The 24,110-nt window shown below is 53.4% G+C and carries 18 protein-coding genes and 3 tRNA genes; 5 read left to right on the top strand and 16 right to left on the bottom strand.

What is annotated here, in order from left to right:
- The first annotated feature begins 246 nt into the window (after nucleotides 1-246).
- Both COO92_RS19460 and COO92_RS19455 read left to right on the top strand, forming a co-directional pair.
- Nucleotides 247-1,542 carry an EAL domain-containing protein gene (locus tag COO92_RS19460; protein WP_101304625.1) on the top strand — a complete coding sequence of 432 codons (1,296 nt, stop codon included), beginning with the start codon at nucleotides 247-249 and terminating at the stop codon, nucleotides 1,540-1,542.
- Between the two features lie 162 nt (nucleotides 1,543-1,704).
- Complete coding sequence (locus COO92_RS19455) at nucleotides 1,705-3,072, top strand: DNA polymerase IV (protein ID WP_101304624.1); 1,368 nt, start codon at nucleotides 1,705-1,707, stop codon at nucleotides 3,070-3,072.
- Nucleotides 3,073-3,170: 98 nt separating this feature from the next.
- Here COO92_RS19455 and COO92_RS19450 read toward each other — a convergent pair.
- From COO92_RS19450 to COO92_RS19420, 7 genes are all read right to left on the bottom strand, one after another.
- Nucleotides 3,171-3,246: transfer RNA gene (locus tag COO92_RS19450), tRNA-Glu, on the bottom strand.
- A 38-nt stretch (nucleotides 3,247-3,284) separates the two neighbouring features.
- A tRNA-Glu gene (locus COO92_RS19445) sits at nucleotides 3,285-3,360 on the bottom strand.
- Between the two features lie 31 nt (nucleotides 3,361-3,391).
- A tRNA-Glu gene (locus tag COO92_RS19440) sits at nucleotides 3,392-3,467 on the bottom strand.
- A gap of 233 nt (nucleotides 3,468-3,700) precedes the next feature.
- Nucleotides 3,701-4,957 carry an MFS transporter gene (locus tag COO92_RS19435; RefSeq protein WP_101304623.1) on the bottom strand — a complete coding sequence of 419 codons (1,257 nt, stop codon included), beginning with the start codon at nucleotides 4,955-4,957 and terminating at the stop codon, nucleotides 3,701-3,703.
- A gap of 118 nt (nucleotides 4,958-5,075) precedes the next feature.
- The gene (locus COO92_RS19430; RefSeq protein WP_101304622.1) at nucleotides 5,076-5,972 is read right to left on the bottom strand and encodes a substrate-binding periplasmic protein; all 897 of its coding nucleotides are present in this window, start codon (nucleotides 5,970-5,972) and stop codon (nucleotides 5,076-5,078) included.
- A 109-nt stretch (nucleotides 5,973-6,081) separates the two neighbouring features.
- Nucleotides 6,082-7,878 carry a single-stranded-DNA-specific exonuclease RecJ gene (gene recJ / locus COO92_RS19425; RefSeq protein WP_101304621.1) on the bottom strand — a complete coding sequence of 599 codons (1,797 nt, stop codon included), beginning with the start codon at nucleotides 7,876-7,878 and terminating at the stop codon, nucleotides 6,082-6,084.
- 111 nt (nucleotides 7,879-7,989) lie between these two features.
- On the bottom strand, nucleotides 7,990-8,526 hold the full coding sequence (locus tag COO92_RS19420; RefSeq protein ID WP_101304620.1) for a peroxiredoxin: 537 nt from the start codon (nucleotides 8,524-8,526) through the stop codon (nucleotides 7,990-7,992).
- Between the two features lie 200 nt (nucleotides 8,527-8,726).
- Here COO92_RS19420 and COO92_RS19415 point away from each other — a divergent pair, with 200 nt between their 5' ends.
- Nucleotides 8,727-9,047, top strand: coding sequence for a hypothetical protein (locus COO92_RS19415; protein WP_240626527.1), 321 nt, complete (start codon nucleotides 8,727-8,729; stop codon nucleotides 9,045-9,047).
- 142 nt (nucleotides 9,048-9,189) lie between these two features.
- On the opposite strand, the gene COO92_RS19410 is transcribed toward COO92_RS19415, so the two are convergent.
- From COO92_RS19410 to COO92_RS19380, 7 genes are all read right to left on the bottom strand, one after another.
- Nucleotides 9,190-10,077, bottom strand: a complete 888-nt coding sequence (locus tag COO92_RS19410; protein WP_101304619.1) for a hypothetical protein — start codon at nucleotides 10,075-10,077, stop codon at nucleotides 9,190-9,192.
- A complete protein-coding gene (locus tag COO92_RS19405; protein ID WP_101304618.1) occupies nucleotides 10,052-11,578 on the bottom strand; it encodes an MBOAT family O-acyltransferase in 1,527 nt (508 codons plus the stop codon). Before COO92_RS19405 ends, COO92_RS19410 begins: the two co-directional genes overlap by 26 nt.
- Nucleotides 11,579-11,715: 137 nt before the next feature.
- Nucleotides 11,716-13,008: an Hsp70 family protein gene (locus COO92_RS19400; protein WP_101304617.1), complete on the bottom strand. Its 1,293-nt coding sequence runs from the start codon at nucleotides 13,006-13,008 to the stop codon at nucleotides 11,716-11,718.
- A 144-nt stretch (nucleotides 13,009-13,152) separates the two neighbouring features.
- Nucleotides 13,153-14,112 carry a class II fructose-bisphosphatase gene (gene glpX / locus COO92_RS19395; protein ID WP_101304616.1) on the bottom strand — a complete coding sequence of 320 codons (960 nt, stop codon included), beginning with the start codon at nucleotides 14,110-14,112 and terminating at the stop codon, nucleotides 13,153-13,155.
- A gap of 279 nt (nucleotides 14,113-14,391) precedes the next feature.
- Nucleotides 14,392-15,696: a homoserine dehydrogenase gene (locus COO92_RS19390; RefSeq protein WP_101304615.1), complete on the bottom strand. Its 1,305-nt coding sequence runs from the start codon at nucleotides 15,694-15,696 to the stop codon at nucleotides 14,392-14,394.
- A gap of 125 nt (nucleotides 15,697-15,821) precedes the next feature.
- A complete protein-coding gene (locus COO92_RS19385; protein WP_022730507.1) occupies nucleotides 15,822-17,063 on the bottom strand; it encodes an LL-diaminopimelate aminotransferase in 1,242 nt (413 codons plus the stop codon).
- A gap of 308 nt (nucleotides 17,064-17,371) precedes the next feature.
- Nucleotides 17,372-18,730 (bottom strand): OmpA family protein, encoded by a 1,359-nt coding sequence (locus tag COO92_RS19380; protein WP_240626526.1) that lies wholly within the window; start codon nucleotides 18,728-18,730, stop codon nucleotides 17,372-17,374.
- A gap of 331 nt (nucleotides 18,731-19,061) precedes the next feature.
- Here COO92_RS19380 and COO92_RS19375 point away from each other — a divergent pair, with 331 nt between their 5' ends.
- A complete protein-coding gene (locus COO92_RS19375; protein WP_101304613.1) occupies nucleotides 19,062-20,864 on the top strand; it encodes a PHA/PHB synthase family protein in 1,803 nt (600 codons plus the stop codon).
- Nucleotides 20,865-20,923: 59 nt separating this feature from the next.
- Here COO92_RS19375 and COO92_RS19370 read toward each other — a convergent pair whose 3' ends face one another.
- Nucleotides 20,924-21,784: a hypothetical protein gene (locus COO92_RS19370; protein ID WP_133125086.1), complete on the bottom strand. Its 861-nt coding sequence runs from the start codon at nucleotides 21,782-21,784 to the stop codon at nucleotides 20,924-20,926.
- A gap of 143 nt (nucleotides 21,785-21,927) precedes the next feature.
- Here COO92_RS19370 and COO92_RS19365 point away from each other — a divergent pair, with 143 nt between their 5' ends.
- Nucleotides 21,928-22,803 carry an NAD(P)-dependent oxidoreductase gene (locus COO92_RS19365; protein WP_101304611.1) on the top strand — a complete coding sequence of 292 codons (876 nt, stop codon included), beginning with the start codon at nucleotides 21,928-21,930 and terminating at the stop codon, nucleotides 22,801-22,803.
- A gap of 2 nt (nucleotides 22,804-22,805) precedes the next feature.
- Here COO92_RS19365 and COO92_RS19360 read toward each other — a convergent pair whose 3' ends face one another.
- Nucleotides 22,806-24,074 carry a cytochrome-c peroxidase gene (locus COO92_RS19360; protein ID WP_240626525.1) on the bottom strand — a complete coding sequence of 423 codons (1,269 nt, stop codon included), beginning with the start codon at nucleotides 24,072-24,074 and terminating at the stop codon, nucleotides 22,806-22,808.
- Nucleotides 24,075-24,110 lie beyond the last annotated feature (36 nt).

Below are 24,110 nucleotides of genomic sequence, written 5' to 3'. Positions count from 1 at the left end.
TATCGATTACCCCATATCACATTGATTTTGCACTCTGCTTGCCAAGAATTCGTTAAAGAAAAAACCGTAACTGTCATTCGGCTCCGACTTGCCCTAGGCAATAGATACTTCATATAAAAGAGACAGGCAGACCGGGGCGTTAACCTGAACTTCAGAAGAATATGATTTGCTCCGGCGTTGCTCGCCATTGTATGGAATGAGCCCATAACGATATAAAACTATTAGTTTCTCTTTCAGGGGTCGCTCGTGATTGAACCGCAGCAATATGGTCAGCAGGCGTTACAGGAATACCTGTTGCTTGATTATGTGCAACGGCTGGAAACCCGAAAATACGGGCATCGCGCGGTACATATCCATATGTCGCGGATGAAACCGTTTCATCGCCGTGACTATCACATCCGCGTTGCGACCAATACCTTTGAAAGCTATGTAAAACTCTATGTCGGGCGTATTTTTGTCCTGACCAACAACGATCTTATTTTCGTGTGGAAAGACAAATCAATCGCCGATGTTGAACCGGCGGTCGATACACTGCGTTATCTGTTCCGCGATGATCCACTGTCACAGGACGACAGCGAAGAAACCGGCTTTTGCACCTGGTACAACCTGAATACCGAGTTTCAGGAATTCCTGCTGCTGTGTCAGCATCTTGATGAACGCGCCAAAAAACTGCAGCAAAACCTCAACATGCGCGCAGCCCAGCAGCGCGACAAGGATGAAACCCTGCAGCCGATTGATGCAGAAAACCTTGCCCAGCTTGAAGAAACCATTCATTCCGCCGACCTTTCGGAACATATCCGTCAGCAACCCGTGTGCGTATTTGCCCATGGCGGGTCCAAGGAACTCCATCCGGTTTTCGATGAATTCTTTGTCTCCATCACCGATTTGCGCAATGCCTTGATGCCAAAGATCGATCTGGCGTCAAATCGCTGGCTGTTTCAGCACATGACCGAAGTCCTTGATAAACGCATGCTCAATTACCTGTGCAAGCGAACATTCAAGACACACGCCAGCTCATTCTCGTTAAACTTGAACCTTGGCACGCTGACGTCCAAGGATTTTGACAAGTTTGATGAAACCGTACGGCGCAAATGGCCGGGCAACGTGATCATCGAACTTAATCAGGTGGACCTGTTTTCCAATCTGGAAACATATCTGAAGGTGCGTGATGATTTTCATGAACGCGGTTATCGGATCCTGATTGATAATCTGACCGTGGAATCGCTGTCCTTTGTTGATCGCAAACGGCTTAAGGCCGATTTCATCAAAGTCGCATGGCGCGAAGAAATGACCGACAACGTCATCCGCAAAAAATACGGCGAGATGGACAATCTGGTGAAAAATTCCGGGCGTGAACGCGTCATCCTGTGTCGGTGCGACAGCCCAACCGCCATCAAGTTCGGTCAGTCACTTGGCATCACGCTGTTCCAGGGACGCTACATTGATCAAATGATCGCCCGTCAGCGCCGCGCAAAACGTGCAGCAAAGGCCGGGCAAAAGCCCGCAGCGGCAAAACCGGCCGCACCAAAACCAACAAGCTGAGAAAGTGCGCGGCCCCCATAAGACCAATGACCAAAGCCGGGCACATCCCCGGCTTTTTCTTTGCCCGACTTGCTGACAACACCTGTCAGCAAACATACAATTCAAACCAGCTTGGCCATTTCTGGACTTGGCAACAAAGGAACAAAAGAAGTACAAATAAGCATGCTCTATGCGCTTTGCACCGATTGCCAGCATAAATGGCGCCTGACCCTTGATCGACCGCTGCCCAAGGGCGGTGCGGGTTCCTATGTTGCCTGCTCATCCTGCGGCGCCAAACGCGCCATTGCGCACGCTGAATTGCCGGATCTTTTTATCGGCCACCTTGATTGCGATGCGTTTTATGCCTCCATCGAAAAACGCGACCGCCCGGAATTGATTGATCAGCCCGTGATCATTGGTGGCGGCCATCGCGGGGTTGTCTCGACCTGTTGTTACGTGGCGCGCAAATATGGTGTCCGGTCTGCCATGCCGGCCTTCAAGGCCCGTGAACTGTGCCCTGATGCGGTGTTTTTACCCCCCGACATGAAGAAATATCAGCGCGAAGGATACCGGGTCCGCGACATGATGCGCGCCCTGACCCCGGACATCGAACCGCTGTCGATTGACGAGGCCTTTCTGGACCTGTCAAACGCCCATGACATGCACGGCAAATCGCCTGCCGAATGCTTGGTCGAACTTCAGGCAAGCGTCCGCCAAGAGATCGGCATTACCGTGTCGGTCGGGCTTTCCTATAACAAATTCCTCGCCAAAATTGCCTCCGACCTCAACAAGCCCTTTGGCTTTTCAATAATAGGTGCGGCTGAGGCGGTTAATTTCCTGGCCGACAAGCCCGTGCGCATGATGTGGGGCGTTGGACCGGCGATGGAACGCAAGCTCCATGACGATGGCATCACCACCATCGGACAGCTTCAGGAACGCGATATCCATGCCCTGCAAGGCCGTTACGGCAGCATTGGCAAACGGCTATATTACTTTTCACGTGGAGAAGACAATCGTCGGGTCGAACAAAGCACGGAACGCAAAAGCCTGTCGTCGGAAACCACCTTTAACGAAGATGTCGCAGGCCTTGATAAATTGACCGAGATCGCCACCCGCCTGACCGCCCGTGTCGCCAGTGATCTGGCGCGTAAGGAAATCGCAGGGCATACCGTGGTACTGAAACTGAAATCATCGGACTTCAAAATCCGCACCCGCAACATGCGCCTGACCTATCCCACTTTACGCGAAGACGTCATTCTCGATACCGCGCTGACGTTGCTGAAAAAGGAAATCGACGGCACGAAGTACCGTTTACTCGGCGTGGGCGTTACCGACCTGTTTGCCGCCGATCAGGCCGACCCGGTCGATTTATTCGCCGAAACGGCAGCCGCCATCGCAACGGACAATGCCACCACAGAGGATCAAAAACCCGACCTGCGCAAAACCATCGAACTCCCCCGCCCGACGGCCGAGCAACTACGTGAAAGCCTGACGCGGCGATATCGCCTGCACAAAAAGAAAATCGTCCGCCAACACCGATTTCGCTTTTAAGGCTTCCGACTTTTTAGGGAGATTGGAAAACAAAAAATGCCCGCCGAACCATCGGACGAGCATTTGCTGGTAACACATTGATCCTGCGATCAGAAAAGTGGCGTCCCCTAGGGGATTCGAACCCCTGTTGCCGCCGTGAAAGGGCAGTGTCCTAGGCCTCTAGACGAAGGGGACGCAGATCGCAAAGCGATTTTATGTGGACTGTGTTTCGGTGGCGTCCCCTAGGGGATTCGAACCCCTGTTGCCGCCGTGAAAGGGCAGTGTCCTAGGCCTCTAGACGAAGGGGACACGGTCACCAAAAACAGTCTGTGTTAACGAGTGGCGTCCCCTAGGGGATTCGAACCCCTGTTGCCGCCGTGAAAGGGCAGTGTCCTAGGCCTCTAGACGAAGGGGACGCAGCGCGTTAACGAGGCCGGTTTTTAGCGATTGGGTCGGGTAAGGTCAAGCGGCTTTTTCGCCCCTGTGACGTTTTTTTTAATCCCTCACCCAAAATAGGGCCATAACCGGCCAAATCCCGGAAAAACCAAGCCTCCTTGTTTAACCGGGTGGTTTATTTCGCGTTTCGTCCTTCCAAATAAGGATTGAAGCATGTTGCGACAACCCAGCCGCATGGACGAACGTTTCGATATTATCCTTTTTTGCGCCGTGCACCGAACCAGAAACAGGTTCCCGCAAGACCAAGACCAATCCCAAGAAAAATAAACATCCAGCGATACCCGTCAGGCGCACCGGCATCGAACCGCCCGATGATCAATCCGGCAATGCCCTGCAGGACAAACAACCCGGCAAAGGTCGCGAGATTGATCGTCGTCAGGGCGCGGCCGATCTGATGTTCCGCAACAGCCTCACGCGAGGCGGCGTAGTTAAGCGTCGCACTGCTGCCAAGGAAACCATGCAGCAAAAGCAACAACGCGGCCACACCAATCCCCACAGGGCCCACAAACGCCTGTAGCAAACATGTCACCGCCCCGACCAGCACCGCAAAGACGATCAAGCCATGTGTCTTGCCCGCCCACTTGCGTGATAATTGCCCATAGGTTGGCGGCCCAAGGATCATACCAATCGTCATGATCAGAAGGATATTCCCAACGCCGACCGGCCCCAGATCAAACACATCATGCAAATAAGGGCCGCCCCAAAGCCCACGCACCGTCAGGATCGTCGGATAGCTGAAAAACGCCACGCCGCACAAAAGCCAGACCTGTCGATTTTTCCAGACCGAAACCATCCCGCGCAGGGCCTCAACAACGGTTTCGCCCTTCTGGTCGGTCTTGGCCCGGCCCGGCGGCGTATCGCGCACCAATAGGAAATCAAGGATCACGGCAAAAACGCTCAATCCCGCCAACCCGTAATAAACCATGCGCCAGCCATGGGTTTCGACCAAGGCGGCCAATGGTGTTGCCGATGCCAGAACGCCGAGCAAACTAAACGACACAATCAGGCCCGATGTGGCCGCAAACTTTTCCGGCGCGACCCAGCGTGCAGCCAGAACAAGGGCAGACATAAATGCCGCCGAGCACCCCAGTCCAATTACCGCCTGCCCGATCATCAATCCGACGACGCTTTGCGCATTGGCAAAAATCAAAACGCCAACCACCGTTGCCAACATCAGGCAACCGTTGGTCAACCGCGGGCCATAACGGTCCAGCATAACGCCAACCGGAATTTGCATCAGGGCAAAGGCAAAATGAAAACTGCCGGAAATCAGACCAAGCTGTTCTGGCGAAACCGTAAGCTCCACGCGCAGCGGTTCTGCGAGGAGTGCCTGAGCGGATCTGAAAAACTGACTGAGTGAAAATGCCAGAAGGATCGGGATCAAAACCGTCAAAAAGGCTTTGAGACCGTGAGAAGAAGATAAGGATGGCGTCGTGGGGTGCTGTGTCATGATGTGTCTGGCATAATCCCATCTTGAGATTACGGCAAGTCTTTGCCGCACAGGGCAAATATGCGCATCACGCTGTTTACAGAACGGATTTTATACCCGGCGGTTTATGGCCCGCCCCTTATTGGCCGGGTGCCAGACTACCCTCAAACAAAGGATGTTGATTTGTGGACACGCCGTATTGCGCCAAAATCCGGTCGAACTGCCCGCTTTCGACAATACGGTCGTACGCTTTTTGCCAGACCTTTACAACGGATGGCGGCGTTTGCTTTGAAAACGCCAGATACAAATCCGCGCTGGCAAAGCCATAAACCATCTGCAACTGGTCGCGCGTCACCGACGTGTCGCCGATCTGGCGGAACAGTTCGATGTCGGAAGACACCAGAAGCGCTATCCGGCCGGATGCAAGCATCAAAACGCCCCCGCGCGGGTTATGAATGGGCTCGAGGTTGTCAAACCCATAGGACCGCAACGCCACCTCGTCTGCACCACCGGCCTGCACCCCGATCCCCTTAGCACTCCGAAGATCATCAATAGAGCGCACCGGGTTGGGTTGGTCCACCAGTTGATAGATCCCCGCATTGGTGCGCACAATCGGCCCCACCCAGGAATACATATCTTCGCGCTGCGGGGTGCGTGTCATGGAGAACACGCCAATATTGGCGTCTTCCTCAAGCCGCAAAATTACGCGTTTCCATGGCAGCACTTCAATATGTCTGCCATAACCGATTTGCCCGGCCATCGCCTGAACCACTTCGGCACCAACACCGCGCAACTGGCCATTTTCAAGGAAATTAAATGGTGGATATTCCTCGGTCAAAAGCGTGACATCAAGCGCATCCACGATATTTGCCGGATCACTGCCATCAATCGACCCGGACTGTGCCCGGCCTGGCAATGCAATGAACAATGCCCCCAGAATCACGGTAAACAGCGCAACAAACCGACAGCACCAGCGACAAGCACGGCCCCCGTCGCCCTGGCGGTTTACAGACGTGCTATCATGTTGCTTTGGCATCACGTGCGGGCCATCACTTCCACCCTAAGGGATAGGTTCACCTTCCCTATTTACCAAGCATTCACCATCAAGGCAACAAAACAGCATATCTACTTGTATAGCATGTAAATTATCCCGGCAGGGAGACATCATCAATCATCAACTGAACACCTTCGCGCCCCTGCCAGCTATCGCGCCGCAAATGCCCAAGGATATGCAACGGACGCCCGCCATGCTTGATAAGCGTCTGGCCCATGTCGTTATCAAGACACCGAAATGCAATGGCCTTAAGCCGCCCCTTGCCGTTCGATCCGGTCAGGATACAGCGCACATGATCAGCCCCGACCACGTCAGCCTTGATCACCCGGCAATCAACAAAGACAAACCGGGGTTCGGCATTGCCCGCCCCAAATGGCCCCAGATTTTCAAGCGCCTCAACCAGATCAAGCGTCGCCCCTGCCGCATGAAGCGCACCATCGACCGTGATGGTCGGGCGAATATCATTTTCGGCAATGATCTTGGCAAAACGTTCTTCAAGGAACGCTTCAAACGCATCGCGCTTTTCAGGATCAAGGGTAAAGCCCGCCGCCATGCCGTGCCCGCCACCATTGATCAGAAGACCCGATTGACGTGCGGCAATGACCGCCGCCCCAAGGTCAATACCACGCACAGATCGCGCCGATCCCTTATAGACCCCATCGACCATCCCCATCACCAGGGATGGTACGTGATAACGGTCCTTAAGCCTGCTTGCGACAATGCCAATCACGCCGGGATGCCAATCTTCGCCGCCGACCAGAACCATTGATCCGACTTTTGACTTTCCTTCGGCGGCACTAATTGCCTGATCAAGGACAATATCCTCAATCGCCTTGCGCTCACGGTTATATTCATCAAGCTTGCGGGCGATATCCTGCGCCTCTGCGGGGTTTTCGCCTGAAAGAAGGGTTGTACCGAGGAAACTTTCGCCAACGCGCCCACCGGCGTTCACACGCGGTCCAAGGACAAAGCCAAGGTGATAGGCACTCGGTGTTTCATTGACCCCGGCGACATCGGCCAGTGCCGTCATACCAACATTGGACCGATGGCGCATGACCTTAAGCCCCTGCGTGACAAAGGCACGGTTAAGCCCGCGCAACGGCACAACATCACACACCGTGCCCAACGCCACCAGATCAAGCCAGCTCCGTAAATCAGGCGCACGAATGCCAGCCTTTTCAAGCCAACCCCGGCTGCGCAATTCGCGCAACATCGCCACACACAGCAAAAACGCCACACCAGCGGCACACAGATTACCAAGACCACTTTCATCATCCAACCGATTTGGATTGACCACCGCCACCGCAGGCGGCAATTCCGGCTCGGCCGCGTGGTGATCGACCACGATGACCTCGATCCCGGCATCCTTGGCTTCTTGCAGCGGGGCATAGGCCGTCACGCCGCAATCTACGGTCAGGATCAGGTTGGCACCGTTGCGCTGCAATTCCAGCAATGCCGGGGCATTGGGGCCGTAGCCCTCTTTCATACGGTCGGGAATATGGACGGGCACATCGGCGCCAAGGGCGCGGAAAAACCGTTTCAGCAACGCGGTACTGGTGGCGCCATCAACGTCATAATCGCCAAAAACGGCAAGCTTCTCGCCCGCTTCAATCGCATCGGCAATACGCGATGCGGCCTTGTCCATATCCTTTAACGAGGATGGATCGGGCATCAAATCGCGTAAAGTTGGCGACAGGAAACTTTTGGCATCATCAAGGCCAATGCCGCGCGATGCCATCACCCGCCCGACAATTTCGGGCACCCCGAACCGCTGGGCAATGGTAATGCCAAGCCGCTCATCCAGATCGCGCTCCCGCCACCATTTTCCGGTCGCGGATCGTTCGATCCCCATAAAAGTCTTTTCAAACGCATGATCTGTCATGCCCATGAAATAGCGCAATCTTGGGTCAGCTTAAACTGGATAATTTTTCGGCTCGTACAGTTCGGCCCAAATAATGGTGAAATCCATCAGCCATCACAATCGCCCGTGCGTCAAAGATCAGGCCGATGGATTGTCCCGGCACCATTTCAAAACGTTGTCGGCATCCTGTGCAGGTTCCGAAACCGGATAGAACACCTTGGTAATTTTGCCATCGTCCAAAACCATCGTCAGACGCTTGAACAGCCGCATACCTTCGACCTCAAAGTCCGGCATTGCCATGGCCTCCTTGAACCGATGATCGGCATCCGACAACAACGCAAACGGCAAATGAAGGCGCTCGCCCGCTTCTTGCTGGTATTGCGTGCTCTGGCTTGAAAGCCCAAACAGGTTGGTGACACCAATGGCTGCGAGTTCTTTGGCGTGATCGCGGAACGAGCAGGATTGCGGCGTGCAGCCCTTGGCGCCGGGAATTTGGTCCCACCCGGCGGGAGACGGCGTTCCCGGCTCAGCGGTACGTGGATAGGCATAGACAACCGTGCGCCCGGAAAGGACGGATAAATCAACCGACTGCCCGTTTGTTGCCGGTAAGGGAAGTGCGGGCACAATTTGCCCGGTTAGCCGTTCAACGACATGCGTGTCACTTTCCATACTCATCGGTCGTTCTCCCTGATCTCAAACGCGGACCTTCGCATGCCGTTGCCGACCGTGTCCGTTACGCATCAAGATAGGTGTGATTGCACACGCTGAAAAGAAAGGGCGATTGCGCATCGTGGAAAACATCACACAGCCCACAACGGATTGCATGCCGTCAAAAGTTGTGCACACTGGCCCCATAACAAAAATGGATACGCGCAATGACCCACAAAAAAGGCCTGAGAATCACCCTGACGATCATCTCCATCCTTGGTGCACTTCTGTCGCTGCCGATGGTGATGATGTCGCCAATGATGTTTGACGCACCGGGATCGGAAAACAATCCGATTACCCAGCTGATGTTTTACAGCCTTCTCGCCTTCCCGGCCCTGTGTCTTATGGGCGGCATTCTGCCATGGATCTTCAAACGCCATGCGATATCGATCTGGCTTTATGCGCTCAGCGGCTTGGCTGTTGGATTATTTTTCGCCGCTGTCGTGCTTTTGCAAATCCAGTGTGGTAGGAATTTTTCGTGTTCATAAAAATCATCAAATTTATCTACAGGTTAAAGAAGAAAACGCAAAAATTTCTTCATTTTCTGCAGTCAGCGCAAGTCAATGGGTCACGGATAAGAAATAATGCTGGCTGGTTAAATCTCCGCTCTCAACGAATTCGCTTCGCCTACTATATATTGCAGCGCTCCTTCACAAAGGCAGTGACCTCGCCTCTAGCAGAGTACGGCACATGATCAGGGTCATCAAAGATTTCATTTGGCAGGATTTCGGATAAGTCTACGTAATGCGCATTCAAGTTTGATGATACCGATTTAAAGAATTTTTCCGCATTTTCAAACCCATCCAACTTCTGTGCGGCGAGAAGGTAGTCATGTGAGACTGGGTATCTCACTAGGCAAACAGCCAGCCCATGTGCTTTCAATGCCTGCACCATTTTTCTGTATTGATCCGCCGCATCAAGATCAAAAATGTTTGGTACGGGCGTATGCAACTGCACCCTTATTGCAATGGTTCGGTTCCAACTATCGGCCTCCTCGTATTGTTCAGTTCGTTCATTTTCCCCGACAAAAAAATGTATTGGTTTTTGCACCAACGTCCAAAAGATCTTTTCCAGATATTGGCGATAACTAGGGTTGAGAATGAACAAACTAACCGAAGGATCTGACCGCAAAGCATCAATCCTGTTTTCTTGTTTTGCTGACAGGCGGTAGAACGAGAAAATTTGTGGATCAGCTGGCAGTATTACCCCTTGTAAACCGCCCCTCTGCAGCCTTAACGATACTTTATCCGAAATGGTTTCAAGGTTGTCAGACGCTTTTCCAAGATTGTCCAACCATGCAACAGAGAGCAAACCGCCCTCTACATGCGAATCTCCAAAAGCAACCCAAGGAGCCGTACCATGGAGGAAACGCTCACGATATTGCTTATCGCCAGCGCTGCCTGATGCCTGGTTACGAAGGAACAACTCCAACCCGAGAAGAATAAAGGCGAGTACTAGGAGCCCCCCCACGAGAACAATCACCAAGTAACGATCAGAATTGAAAGTAGATGAACTCACCAGCTTTTCCCTGCAAACCCAACATCCAAAGATAGGCGCCTAAAACCGCGACGACACATCCCGATGCAATGGAAGGCTTCCAACACATCCAGATGGGAACGGGTTTCGCCCGTTTTTCCAGCACCACGTCATATCGTCCCATGATCTGCTGCGTATTGGGTAGAACCCAGACAAATACCAGCAGCATTCCCAGAGATATTAATTGTGTCAACCCGCCGTAGACAGTAAGAGCAGAGAACGTAACACCAAGGCTTTCAAGCGCGTGCGCAGCAGCACTCGGCAGCAGTGCTTCATAGTGAACCGGCAGAATAATGCCATTCAGCCCAATCATCCCTTTCAGAACCAACACCGAAGCATCCCAAGTTTCCGCACGAAATGGAATCCAAGCAAAAACTACCGCGACAAACGTTATTAGAAACCCAACAAGTTTTGGAAGTATAATAAGTTTCTGCGATCCCCACAGATGGTTTATCAGCAAATATGTGCCGTGCAATCCGCCCCAAAGAACGAATTGCCAGCTGGCACCATGCCAAAGCCCCGCCAAAAGCATCACAATCATAAGATTGACATGTCGGCGCATCTGACCTTTACGGTTTCCACCAAGGGGGATGTAAAGATAGTCTCGCAGGAAACTCGACAACGTAATGTGCCATCGCCGCCAGAATTCAATGATCGAGGTCGCCTTGTAGGGAGAATTGAAATTCTCAGGAAGACGGATGCCCAACATTTTCGACAATCCAATCGCCATATCGGAATAGGACGAAAAATCAAAATAAATCAGCAGGGTAAAGGAGATGGCGCCAACCCAGCTGTCAACCAGACTTGGAGCAACACCATTTGCTGCACCATTAAAAACTGCGTCAGACCAGTAGACAACAATATCAGCAAGAACCAGCTTTTTGAAGAGACCGATCACAAAGATCGTAAACCCTACCGATAGATTTTCAGTAGCGTTAGTCATCTTCTGTGAAAACTGACTAATCAGACTTCTATGATGAACCAATGGCCCCGCAATCAGATGCGGAAAGAAAGTAACGAAAAGAAAATAGGGGGCAAATTTGTCACGAACAGTCTCACCCTTTGCGGCATCAACAATGTATGCAATTTGTAAAAAAGTGAAAAACGATATCCCTAGAGGAAGCTCTAACTGAAGCACAACAGGTTTGGCTGAAAAAGCATCCCCGATAATATCAGCAAAGAACCCCAAATACTTAAACACAACAAGTACCAGAAGGTTTGCCGCCACTCCCAAGAAAAGGAATGCCTTTTTCCGAGAGGCGTCCCGAGATTTAACGAGGAAATTACCCAAGAAATAGTTAGATACGATTGACATAACCAAAAGCGGCACAAAAACCGGGTTCCACCAACCATAGAAAACAAGGGATGCTGCACATAAAAAGTATATGAAAAGGGACTTATCGTCTTTACGCCCGGCCCAAATCGCAATCGCCATAGTTACAGGCATGAACACGTATAAAAACGCCAGTTCATGAAATAGCAAAGTCTCCCCCCCCCCTTAAATCACATGAGCATTCAGTTCACACCAAACCTGCCGTGTGTGTCTTCTAGTTCGAACTTCAAATGTCGAAAATGGCTTAAAGCACAGTTTCGTCCACGTCCATAAATTCGATCACCTTTTCAAACAATCCCCTCATCCGCCGCAATCAGGGCCAAGCCATGGGCGACCGACAGGAACGGCTGGCCGATTTCGATGCGGTCCTTACCAAAGCCATCTTCAAACATTTTGCGCACTGCTGGAACATAGGATGTGCCGCCAGTCATAAACACCTTGGACACGTCACCGGCTTTTAAGCCTGCCTGATCAAGGCAGTGTTTGGCGGCGATCTCAATCTCGGACATGTCTGGCGCAATCGCGGCTTCGAAATCAGCCCGCGTCAGGCGTTCTTCAATTTCCACCCCGCCGTGGGAAAATTGCAGTAAGGCGCTGTCGTTGTCAGACAGCTCAGCCTTGGCTTTCGACACGGTTTGATACAGGTGGAAACCCATTTCTTCTTCAATGATCGCCACCAGATCCTCGATATCATCGGGTTTGGTGGCCGAGCGGACCAGACTTTTGATTTCATTGATGGTTTTGGGCTGGTTCATCATGGCAAGTTCATGCCAGCGTGAAAATGCCGTGTAATATTGGCGCGGCACCGGAAGGGTCGCCCCCATCGATTTATAATCCGAGCCAAAGCCAAGGCGTGGCCAGACAGCCTTTTGGATGATGCGGTAATCAAACCGGTCGCCGGCAACGCCAAGGCCAGTATGCGCCAATGGTTGCACGCCACGCATGCCAAGACCCGGCGTAAAGCGGATCAGCGAAAAGTCACTCGTCCCACCGCCAAAGTCGGCAACCAGAACGGTTTCGGCCTTTTCAAGTTCCCGCCCGTAATAATAGGACGCCGCCAAGGGTTCAAACACCATGGCCTCAACGTCAAACCCGGCCTGTTCATAGGCACTGCGCAGGCGCATTTCGGCAAAATCATTATCCGGGTTACTTCCGGCAAAGGCCACCGGGCGCCCGGAAATCACCCGCTGGCCCAACCAGCCAAGGCTGTGCTGCGCGAAATGATGGATTTGCGTGAGGAACGTCGCGATCAAATCTTCGATCGAATAGGTCGTGCCAAAGATATCCGTGCCGTCAAAATCCTTGGATGCAAGGTATGACTTCATCGACTGGATCAATCGGCAATCGTGACTTTCACGAAGATACTCGGCAATTGCAAACGGGCCCGACCGGCTTTGCATATGGGTTGGTGCGCCCGGCGCGGTCAGTTCCTGTTCTTCCCAGAAATACAGGATGGTGCGGTAGGTATCAAAACTGTTGGCACCCACTTCGAACTTTGCCGATTGCACATTTCCCGCACTGTCGGCCACCGCCAAAACGGAATTGGTCGTCCCAAAATCAAGCGCAATAATTTCCGACATCTGGCGGGCTCCGGCGTTTTTTATGTTTTGAAGGGGCGCAGGATGTAACCCAGACCGCCCTGCCCTGCAAGCGATTAGAATACTGGTATAACGACAAAAGGGAGTGCACCGCACTCCCTTTTGACCATTCCGAAAAGACGGTGCTTATTTGTACCAGATTTTCCGGCTGAAATCGTGGACCGCACGGACATAGCGCACGGTGCCTGACTGGCTGCGCATCACGATGCTTTCGGTTTCCGCACCATTGGCAAAACGGCGTACACCGCGCAACATCGCACCATCGGTAACGCCCGTGGCGGCAAACATCACATTGCCCTTGGCAAGCTCGCCAAGTTTGTATTTGCGATTGAGGTCTTCGATCCCCCATTTTTTCGCACGTGCGATTTCATCGTCATTGCGGAAAACAAGACGGCCCTGGAACTGACCGCCGATACAACGAAGGGCGGCTGCGGCAAGAACGCCTTCTGGCGCGCCACCGGTGCCCATATAAAGATCAATGCCCGATGTTTTCTGCGAGGTTGCGATCACACCGGCAACATCCCCGTCACCGATCAACATGATGCGTGCACCTGCTTCGCGGGTTTTGGCAATGATGTCCTGATGGCGCGGACGATCCAGAATACAAACCACAAGATCAGCAACCGCACAGCCCTTGGCCGCGGCAAGGTTTTTCAGGTTTTCGGCCGGGCTGGCATCAAGATCAACAACATCGTCTGGCAAACCACCGCCAACAGCGATTTTTTCCATGTAGGTATCAGGCGCGTTCAAAAAGCCGCCCTTTTCCGCCATGGCAACAACCGCCAAGGAGTTCGGCCCGCCGGTCGCACAGATGGTCGTGCCCTCAAGCGGATCAAGCGCGATGTCGATTTCCGGACCTTCGCCCGAACCAACTTCTTCGCCAATGAACAGCATCGGGGCTTCGTCGCGTTCACCTTCACCGATGACGACCGTGCCTCTGATGTCCATGCTGTTAAGCGCATTACGCATCGCATCAACAGCCGCCTGATCAGCAGCCTTTTCATCGCCACGTCCCATCAGGCCAGAGCACGCCAGTGCTGCGGCCTCGGTAACCCGGACGGTTTCAAGCGCGAGATTTCGATCCATTTTGTCTTCCTTGTTTCGTGGTGCAGGGTCTGGGGGCCCTGTCTCGTTGTTGTCTTGCTTTATTGTTCTTGTCTTTTCCGCATTCCCCCACCGACCGGGGGTCTAACTGTAAAATCCTACAGTGGCGCGAAACCTTGATCGAAATATGTCTTTCTACAGGTTTTCTGTGACAGTCGCCTCAAGCCACGCGAACCCGCGTGATCATACCAGTCAAACGGCCTGCTGCAACAACGCCCCGCATCTTGACAGGTGCGAGGCGTTTATATCTTGTTTGTTTTATTAAGATGCGAAACTTTCAATCCGCATCAGAACCGGCGGCTGCGAATTGCTTTCAAACGCTGCGATGTCTTCGACCGCCCCCGACATGGCAGCTTCGGTTGTCTCATGCGCAACAATCACGACGGGCACAACACCACCTTCGGTTTCAGCCCGGCCATGCTGGATCATGGATGCCATCGAAACACCGTGCTGGGCAAGGGTTGCGGTCACCTTTGCCATAACCCCGGGACGATCCCAGACCATCAGACGCAGGTAATAGGCACCGACATGCTTTTCGAGTGACGCACGCACGTTTTTCTTAAGCCGTTCAGCGGGAACACCAAATACCGGTGCAGTGCGGCCCGCTGCAATATCGACAATATCGGCAACAACGGCGGATGCGGTCGGGCGTTCACCCGCCCCGCGTCCCTGCAGGACAACCGGGCCAACATAATCGCCTTCAAGCGCGACGGCATTAAACACGCCTTCGACCTTGGAAATCTGTGTTGAACGGTCCACCATTACGGGCGATACGCGCTGCTCAATGCCTTCTGGCGTCTGCTTGGCAATCCCCAGAAGCTTGATGCGGTATCCGAGTTCTTCGGCCAGCTGAATATCAAGCGCCGATACGCTGCGAATGCCTTCAACCGCCACCGCATCGAAATCAACCTCAACCCCGAAGGCGAGGCTCGCCAAAATCGCCAGCTTGTGGGCAGCATCAATGCCATCAACGTCAAAGGTCGGATCAGACTCGGCATAGCCAAGTTTTTGCGCCTCGGCCAGAACGTCGGCAAAATCGCGGCCCTGCTCACGCATGGTGGTCAGGATGAAGTTACAGGTCCCGTTCAGGATGCCGGTGACACGCGAAATGGCGTTACCTGCCAAACCTTCGCGAAGGGCCTTGACCACCGGAATACCGCCCGCAACCGCTGCTTCATAGGCAATGGTGACTTTGTTGGCATCGGCAATCTGGGCCAGCTCCGCACCCTTAAGCGCGATCAACGCCTTATTGGCGGTTACAACATGCTTGCCGTTTTCAAGGGCGGTCTTGCATACGTCATAGGCAATGCCGTCTGATCCACCGATCAGCTCGACCAGAATGTCGACGTCCTTGTCAGCTGCCAGATCACGGGCATCTTCATACCATGTCAGACCGTCAGTTGAAAAACCACGATCGCGAGTTCGATCACGCGCCGATACCGCTGTAACAACAATCTGGCGACCCGAACGGTCGGTCAGAATGTCGCGATGTTCACTCAGCAGTTTAACGGTTCCGGCACCGACCGTACCGAGGCCTGCCACACCGATTTTAACGACGTCTTTCACGATAACTCCTAAGCCCGTGGTTTAATCCGCAGGGACACAAATCGCATCATTTCATGCGTGCTGCATCCTGACAAAGTAACGCCCGGGACATGTCCCGGGCGAAACACAGAATGCTTTATGAGATATCAGACAGATTTCTTCAACAGTTCACGTGCAGAATCTGCATCCGGGCACTTGGAAAAGAACTGTTTGATGTTCCGGTTGGCCTGTCGGATACGGTGTTTGTTTTCCACCAGTGCAATCCGAACATGACGATCGCCATACTCGCCAAAGCCAAGCCCCGGTGCCACCGCAACGCCGGCTTCCTGCAAAAGCAACTTGGAAAAATCAAGTGATCCCAGTTCGGCAAAGGCATCAGGGATCGGTGCCCATGCAAACATAGTGGCCGCCGGGCTTGGGATTTCCCAGCCTGCACTTAATGCACCCTCGATAAAGATATCGCGCCGCTCGCGGTACAGATTGCGGAATTCCTCAACGCAATCCTGCGGGCCATTAAGGGCGGCGGTTGCCGCAACCTGAACAGGGGTAAACGCACCGTAATCCAGATATGACTTAATCCGCGTCAGGGCGTTGATCAGCTTTTTATTACCCGTGGCAAACCCGATGCGCCAGCCCGCCATCGAATAGGTTTTCGATAATGAATAGAATTCAACGGCGATATCCTTGGCCCCCTTGCATTGCAAGATCGAGGGCGGCGGATTGCCATCAAAATAAATCTCGGAATAGGCAATATCAGACAGGACATAGATTTCATGCTTACGGCAGAAATCGACAACTTCCTGATAAAACGCCAGATCAACCACAAGTGACGTTGGGTTGGCCGGAAAGTTCAACACAACCGCACTTGGTTTGGGTACGGAGTGTTTTACCGCCCGGTGCAGCTGTTCCATGAAACTTTCGGTGCTGAATGTGCCCTGATCATCATGGCCAATCGGGATGTGGCGCAATGCGGCACCGGCAATGATAAAACCAAAAGCATGGATCGGATAGGATGGGTTGGGCACCAAAAAGATATCCCCGGGGCTTGTAATCGCAGCCGCCAGATTGGCCAAACCTTCCTTGGAGCCAAGGGTCACGACCGTTTCGGTTTCCGGATCAATATCCACCCCGAAACGACGGCCATAGTAAGCCGCCAATGCTTTGCGAAGGCCAGGAATGCCGCGTGACATGGAATAGCCATGCGTACGCGGGTTCTGAACCGTTTCGACCAGTTTATCGACAATATGCTGTGGGGTGGCCGGGTCCGGGTTGCCCATGCCGAAATCAATAATGTCCTCACCCGCGCGCCGTGCCGCCGCCTTCATCGCATTTACTTCTGCGAATACATAGGGCGGGAGACGTTTTATGCGGTGGAAGTCTTGGGACATTATCCTACATCCTCATCAAATTGGCGATTTTCGAATTTTATGCGAAAAGCACATCCTCGAATTTACGAAAATTGCGTGGAGACACCTAAAAAAGGCGCTTCACAGCGTACAATTCGAAGGATTTACCTTTTCTGGGATAATGACTCAACGAATTAATGCACTTGAACCGTGCTTAAATTCAAAACCGGGCACATCCAGCCCCCTGAAACAACATCAGCGCGGAAAGGCATGCCCTTCCGCGCTGATGATATTCGTTCAGTCGACCCTGCGAACCTCTGTTCGATCAGGTGATACTTTTAAAGTCGCGATCAGTAATCGAGGAAGATTTCCACGCGACGGTTGCCTGCCTCACCGGCCGGAACACCTTCGTAATACCGCGGATCAGCCGAGCCGTCGGCCCCAACAAAGATCGCGCCTGGATTAACGCCGAGTGACAACAGGCGTGACACAACTGCCGACGCACGTTTTTCCGAAACGTGGCGGTTTGCCTGCATATGTTCTTCAAGGCTCATGTTTGCGGTTCGCATTGACGCATGGCCAATCACACGAATGGCGCCGCCAGTCTGCTGCCAGGTAGTGGCAACCTGTTGCAGGACATTGCCATCACTGCCGCCAAGGTTTGATGAACCATGGCCAAACTGGATTTGTGCAATCTGAACACCATTGACAGACGGACCAGCCTGATTGATCGACCGCACGCCAAGGCGGGATGCCAGCATGTCGTTGGTTTCCGACATATCCATTGTCATGGTGTCGCCACCATAAACCGGATCGGAACCGCCAAACTGGCTTTCATCGACAGTGACCGCACCATTGTCAGAATACATCGAATAGTCAAAGTCCTGACCCTGACCAACCGGTGCATACGATGCGGTCGGTTCATTGGCAAACTGGCCCTGACCTTCGGCAAGGCGGCGCTGATACTGATCCATCACCGGATCACCAGACGAAGGTGCGGGTGCGCTTGATTGTTGTGGCGCGGCTGTGTTACCGGCCTCTGCGGCCTGTGCGGCCTCATAGGCGGCCAACTGCTCGGCCTCACGCTCACTGGCGGTTGATGCGCCACCTGCAGCAGCCCCTGCTGCGGCACCGGCCACAACAGCCGGACGATCAGGTGCAGCTTCCGGGGTTGGAATCGGGCCGGAGGTTGGTGACTTTGCCGACCACTCATCGGCGATTTTCGACCCCGACTGTGCCGATGTAACACCACTGGTCGCAGCCGCAGTTGTTTTGGTGGCACTTGTGGTCGTCGCACTGGTCGCATCAGCCATTGCACTGCTGCTCACCGGGGTGGTGGGTGCAGGCTGGATGACGGGTTCAGATGCAGAAACTTCTGGTGCAGACTGTAACGCATTGACCGGATCGGACGTCTGACGACGGCCCCCTTGGGTATATTGCGCATTGGTGCGATCCGCAGCAAGGCCCGCAATCAGGGCATCGCGCTCTTGATCACCGGTCACAATGGGTTTGGCCGGCGTATCTGACAGGCTCGGATATTCGCCGTCTTCACCGGGAATGGCTTCTTCGGACTTGGCGGTTTCATCGCCTTCGCCGTCGAACATGTCACCAACGGATTTGCCCCACTCCACCGGATTGATCGCATCAGGAACCGAAGAACAGGCGCCCAGTGTCATGACCACCGCCAGCGCAGAACCGGTCTGCAGCAATAGCCGCAGCTTCCCCCTTGCAGTCTCCTGCCACGACCACTGCCCTGTCGTCGATTTCAGAACGCCCATTTGTTTTCGCTGCTCCAAACTTTGGTTTGATGACGCCTGCGTTGAATAAGCCTGCAAAACGTCACCTTATAATTCTTGTACTACCCCATACCGGCAAGCTAGGCTAAGACCATGATTAGCTTGTGATCAAGCAGAGTTTCAACCCGGCGCGCCAAATGGATAGCCGGAACATAAAACGTAAAAAGTCTTGCGATATTGCAAAGATGCTTACCACGTTTTTGTGTTACGCCCTATCCATCGCGGTATCATAAGGGAATGCCCCATGAGCGATCAACAGGCCAAAGAAACTGAACTCAATCACCCGGACCCCGAAAAACTGTCAGAAGCAATGGCAGAAATTGCCGAAAGAAGTCAACGACTTGTCGCAGACTTCCTCGCAAAACAGGCTGAAGACCCTGAAATTTCTGATCCTGACCCCCTTAATATCGGCTCGGCCTTTGTCGAATTAACCAGCCAGATCATGCAAAACCCGACCAAATTGGTCGAGGCGCAAATGGATTTGTGGCAGCAATATTATATGCTGTGGCATAACACAACGCTGCGCATGATGGGCGAAGAATCCGAACCTGTGGCGTCACCGCTGCGCGGGGATCGTCGATTCCGTGACGAAGCGTGGGAAAATAATGAAGTCTTTGACTACATCAAACAGTCCTACCTTCTGTCATCGCAATGGATGCAAAATCTTGTCCATGACGTTGACGGTCTGGATGACAAAACAGCCCAGAAGGTCGAGTTTTATACCCGCCAGTTTGCCGATGCGATTTCACCGACCAACTTCCTGATGACCAACCCGGAAGTTCTGCGCACCACCATCGAAAGTGGCGGCGAGAATTTGCTTAAGGGACTGCAAAATCTTCTGGGCGACCTTGAACGTGGCAAGGGCAAACTGCAAATCCGCATGACGGACCTTGATGCGTTCAAGATTGGCGAAAACGTCGCCACCAGCGAAGGATCGGTCGTCGGCAGAACCCCCTTGATGGAATTGCAACAATATACGCCAAGCACCGACAAGGTCGCCAAACGCCCGCTTATGATCGTGCCGCCATGGATCAACAAATATTACATTCTTGATCTGCGCCCGGAAAATTCCTTCATCAAATGGGCTGTCGATCAAGGACACACCGTGTTTGTCCTGTCATGGGTCAACCCCGACAGCGAACTGGCCGAAAAAAGCTTTGAAGATTATGCCAAGGACGGCGTACTTGCGGCTTTGGACATGATTGAGAAAGCAACAGGTGAAAGCGACGTCAACGCGATTGGCTATTGTCTTGGTGGGACGCTGCTAAGCTCCACGCTTGCCTATATGGCCAAAACCGGGGATGACCGGATTAAATCCGCAACATTCTTTACCACCCTGATGGATTTTGAAAAATCGGGTGAACTGTCGGTCTTTGTCGATGATGAACAGATCAAAAGCCTCGAAAACAAGATGTCCAAGGAGGGCTATCTTGATGGGCGGGACATGTCGATGTCGTTTAACATGTTGCGTGCCAATGACCTGATCTGGTCGTTTGTCGTCAACAACTACATGTTGGGCAAAGACCCCTTCCCGTTTGACCTTCTGTATTGGAATTCCGATTCCACCCGCATGCCAAAGGCCATGCACAGTTTTTATATGCGCAATATGTACAATAAAAACCTGCTGCGTGAACCCGGCGGAATTTCAATTCTGGGCGAGCCGATTGACCTGCGCGACATCAAAATCCCGGTCTATTTCCTATCGACCCGCGAAGACCATATCGCCCCGTGGCAGGCAACCTATGCCGGAACGCAGCTTATGTCCGGTCAGGTCAAGTTTGTGCTGTCGGCATCGGGCCATATTGCCGGTGTGGTGAACCCACCTGCGGCCAAGAAATATTGCTATTGGACCTATAACCGCACCCCGGAAAACCCCGACGACTGGATCGCCAAAGCCACCCAGCACGACGGATCATGGTGGACCGACTGGCAAAACTGGATCAGTCGTCGATCGGGTGGCAAAGTCGATGCGCGCAAACCCGGAGACGGCAAGCTCAAGGTCCTTGGCCCGGCACCGGGCGATTACGTCAAAGTGCGCTTGTCTTAAAGCCCACACCCTTTCAGGCACACAAAAAGACGCGCTGTGCTCATAACAGCGCGTCTTTTTCATGGGATCAAATAGGTTTCACACCCTTCAATCGGAAGATCCGTTTCATATATTTGTGCCTTGCGATCAAACCTGAAAACCGCATCAAAACTACATGCAAGGTCAGGCGCACGTACCATTTCCTGCTTGCTCAAAGGCGGTCGGACACTTGAGTCCGTGCCAAGATCAGCGTTTGGCGGGAACCGGCTTGCCCGTGCAACATACTGAAGCGACGGCATGTTGCCTTGCCCCGCGTCATCGCCATCAACCTGCGCGCCAACGTCCGATAGTGGCGTAATGCTGGCTTCAAAATCATATTCATCATGGCAAACCTGATGGCGGTCAATTGCATCCTGTTCGCTAAAGCAGGCCCGGATCATTTTGGACGCTTCCAGTGGCACCGTTGCAACCATGCCAAGTACGGGCGGCGTTCCTGTCGGACTATTTCCCGGCGTCGGGTCCACCCGAATGAGCGACAGCATTGCAACAGATGCGCCACCGCCTGAATATCCAACCGTCGTGGTCGTCACAATTCCCATAAGAAACGCACCACGGCGTTGCGGATCATGAAACCGGTGCGGCCAAATGCCGGTCTTGCGCCAACCGCCATTGCCGTCATGCCGTCTTTTCCCCAGAATGATTTCCTGACGCGTCACCTCTTTGCCGTCGCGCAGGACAAGAAGAAGCGGTGTGTGCCCCTCGCCGGCGTTACTGGGTTTCTGGGCAAGACCAAAACACCAGTCCATCGTCTCGTCGCAATAAAACTGGCCGCTGGGATCTGCCTTTAAGTCGCTTTTCCTAAAATCGGCCGATGCCGCAAATGGCCATAGCGTTACCGCCATCGCGAAAATCATCGAAAAAGAAGTTCTGATACCGGTCACGTCATTTCCCTGTTTTGGACTGCCATCATCACAATCGCCTTTATTCAAGGGCTTGGCATGGTACATTCATGGCAAATTGTGGCATCGCCAATCGCAAGATACCGCGCAAATTGCATAATATAGAATACAGGATAAACCACATCATGACCCAAACGATCGGATTTCTGGGAACTGGCCGCATGGCATCGGCAATGATCATCCGTTCCCTCAAGCAGGGTTATGCTGTTCAAGTCTGGAACCGAAGCACGGCTAAAACTGAACCGCTTGTTGCCTTGGGGGCCAAAGCCTGTGCCACACCGGCCGATGCGGTGCGCAACGCCGATATCGTAATCTCCTTTATGGCCGATGACAGCGGTGCAGAGGCCGTCTGGCTGGGCGTTGACGGTGCACTTTCCGCCATGAAACCCGAAACATTGGCGATTGAATGTTCCACCCTGTCGCATGGCTTCGTCCTGGAACTTTCCGCAAAGATCACAGCAGCAGGCAGCGCCTATATCGACGCGCCCGTAACCGGCGTTCCCGCTGATATCCAGGCAGGCAACACCGTCTTTCTGATCGGGGCGGATAATGCGGTTCTTGATCGCGCCCGACCGTTCATGAATGCCGTTGGTAAACAGATTGTTCATTTCGGCCCGATTGGATCGGGCACGGTGTACAAACTGATGCACAACCTTCTTGGCGCGGTGCATATCGCTGCGGCCGCCGAACTGGTCGCGGTTGCACAGAAGGCTGGTCTGGATGGTGATTTGGTCGCGGAAACATTCGCCAATGGTGCAAACGCCAGCATGTCAGGCAAAATCACGGTTCCCGGCATGGTCAGCGGCAACCATCACGAAGGCATTCATTTCACCACGGGCCTTCGCGCCAAAGATGCAAGCTATGCCATGCAACTGGCAACCGACATGGGAATGTCCCTGCCCGTTGGCCGGGCGGCATCGGATGTCTTTGTAAAGGCGACATCAGACGGATTTGGTGACCTGGCGCAAAGTGCGGTGATTGAGACGCTTAAAACCAATTAAAATCAGTTCTTTGCCGCTTGTTCTTCCTGATCTGCCAGAAGCGGTTCATACCGGGCATCGGTCAGCGTTTTCAAAAACGCGACAAGTGCATTGATGCGTTTGCTATCAAGCGCATCGCCCTGCTCAAGCTCGGTCAGTGAAATCGTATCGACCACTTCCGCATCGCCCCACGGCTTACCCGTTTCGGGGTTGGTCTGGTTGGCTTTCGCGCGGCTATTGTACTTGTTGTAGAACCGCACGACGGTCGAAAGATCGGAAAACACGCCGTTATGCATGTAAGGGCCGGTTACCGCAACATTGCGCAATGACGGGGTTTTGTATTTGCCACGATACCCCGCATCCTCAATCGCCGGGTTATCCAGCAACCCGTTATCGGTAAAAGCAACATCCTTGTCATTGGCGCCGCGTGTGGCAACATTGCGCGGTACGCCGATGTTGTGGAATTCGTAATTGGTGAAGGTTTCACCCTCTGCCGTTGGGCTGGTTTTCAACATGTGGCAGGTATTGCAGTTGGTAAACTGCTGCGAAAAAAACAACACCCGACCGAGCTCCTCCTGCGGCGTCATTTTGTACTCACCGCGCAGGAACCGGTCATATTTGCTGTCGAACGGGGCGAATTCATCGGTTTCCTCAAAGGCTGCTATGGCCTGCGTCATTGCACGATAGGCATCATCATCATCTGACCAGACATCATCGCCAAACAGCGCCTTGAACCCGGCAAAGTAATCTTCATCATCACGCAACCGTGCGATCAGGGTTTGCTTATCGACCATGCCCATTTCAATCGGGTTCAATGGCGGCCCACCGGCCTGCTCGGCCAAATCAGCCGCACGCCCATCCCAGAACTGCCCCCCGACTGCGACACCATCTTCGCGGACATGGAATGTCGGCGAAAACTTCGCATAGGCCGCCATCGGCGCATTCCGGTCGCCAAGGCTTTTGCCGTCATCACCTTGTGAAAACGCGCCGTCCGCCACATCAAAGCGCGGATCGCGAAACGCGGTTGATGGATCGTGACAGGTGGCACAGGCTTGCGTGCGGTTGGCCGAAAGACGGGTATCGAAATAAAGCGCCTCGCCCAATGCCGCCCGGTCTTCAAACGGACTGTCTTGCAGGCTATCGGTGGCTGCGGCAACTTCACGCACAGTCGGGTTGGTCGAAACGCCATGTGCATCGCCAACAAGCTTACGCAAGAAGTCTTGCTGCGTCGTGGTTTCAGAACCCTGCGCGCCACCAGCCATTCCTGCAGCCATCACCATGGCAACGGCCATGATGACCGCACCGGAACGGACAGGTTTGAAACAACG

It is taken from the genome of Thalassospira lohafexi, assembly GCF_002844275.1.
Taxonomy (GTDB): domain Bacteria; phylum Pseudomonadota; class Alphaproteobacteria; order Rhodospirillales; family Thalassospiraceae; genus Thalassospira; species Thalassospira lohafexi.
The sequence above is the reverse complement of the archived record's forward strand: the minus strand, read 5'-3'. Positions and strand labels throughout refer to the sequence as shown.

Bases quoted from the DNA above. Each gene is read 5' to 3' on its own strand.
- COO92_RS19375 (WP_101304613.1), top strand. From the start codon at position 19,062: ATGAGCGATCAACAGGCCAAAGAAACTGAACTCAATCACCCGGACCCC.
- COO92_RS19435 (WP_101304623.1), bottom strand. From the start codon at position 4,957: ATGACACAGCACCCCACGACGCCATCCTTATCTTCTTCTCACGGTCTC.
- COO92_RS19420 (WP_101304620.1), bottom strand. From the start codon at position 8,526: ATGAGTATGGAAAGTGACACGCATGTCGTTGAACGGCTAACCGGGCAA.
- COO92_RS19365 (WP_101304611.1), top strand. From the start codon at position 21,928: ATGACCCAAACGATCGGATTTCTGGGAACTGGCCGCATGGCATCGGCA.
- recJ (WP_101304621.1), bottom strand. From the start codon at position 7,878: ATGGGCATGACAGATCATGCGTTTGAAAAGACTTTTATGGGGATCGAA.
- glpX (WP_101304616.1), bottom strand. From the start codon at position 14,112: ATGGATCGAAATCTCGCGCTTGAAACCGTCCGGGTTACCGAGGCCGCA.
- COO92_RS19385 (WP_022730507.1), bottom strand. From the start codon at position 17,063: ATGTCCCAAGACTTCCACCGCATAAAACGTCTCCCGCCCTATGTATTC.
- COO92_RS19455 (WP_101304624.1), top strand. From the start codon at position 1,705: ATGCTCTATGCGCTTTGCACCGATTGCCAGCATAAATGGCGCCTGACC.
- COO92_RS19400 (WP_101304617.1), bottom strand. From the start codon at position 13,008: ATGTCGGAAATTATTGCGCTTGATTTTGGGACGACCAATTCCGTTTTG.
- COO92_RS19415 (WP_240626527.1), top strand. From the start codon at position 8,727: ATGACCCACAAAAAAGGCCTGAGAATCACCCTGACGATCATCTCCATC.
- COO92_RS19360 (WP_240626525.1), bottom strand. From the start codon at position 24,074: ATGGCCGTTGCCATGGTGATGGCTGCAGGAATGGCTGGTGGCGCGCAG.
- COO92_RS19430 (WP_101304622.1), bottom strand. From the start codon at position 5,972: ATGCCAAAGCAACATGATAGCACGTCTGTAAACCGCCAGGGCGACGGG.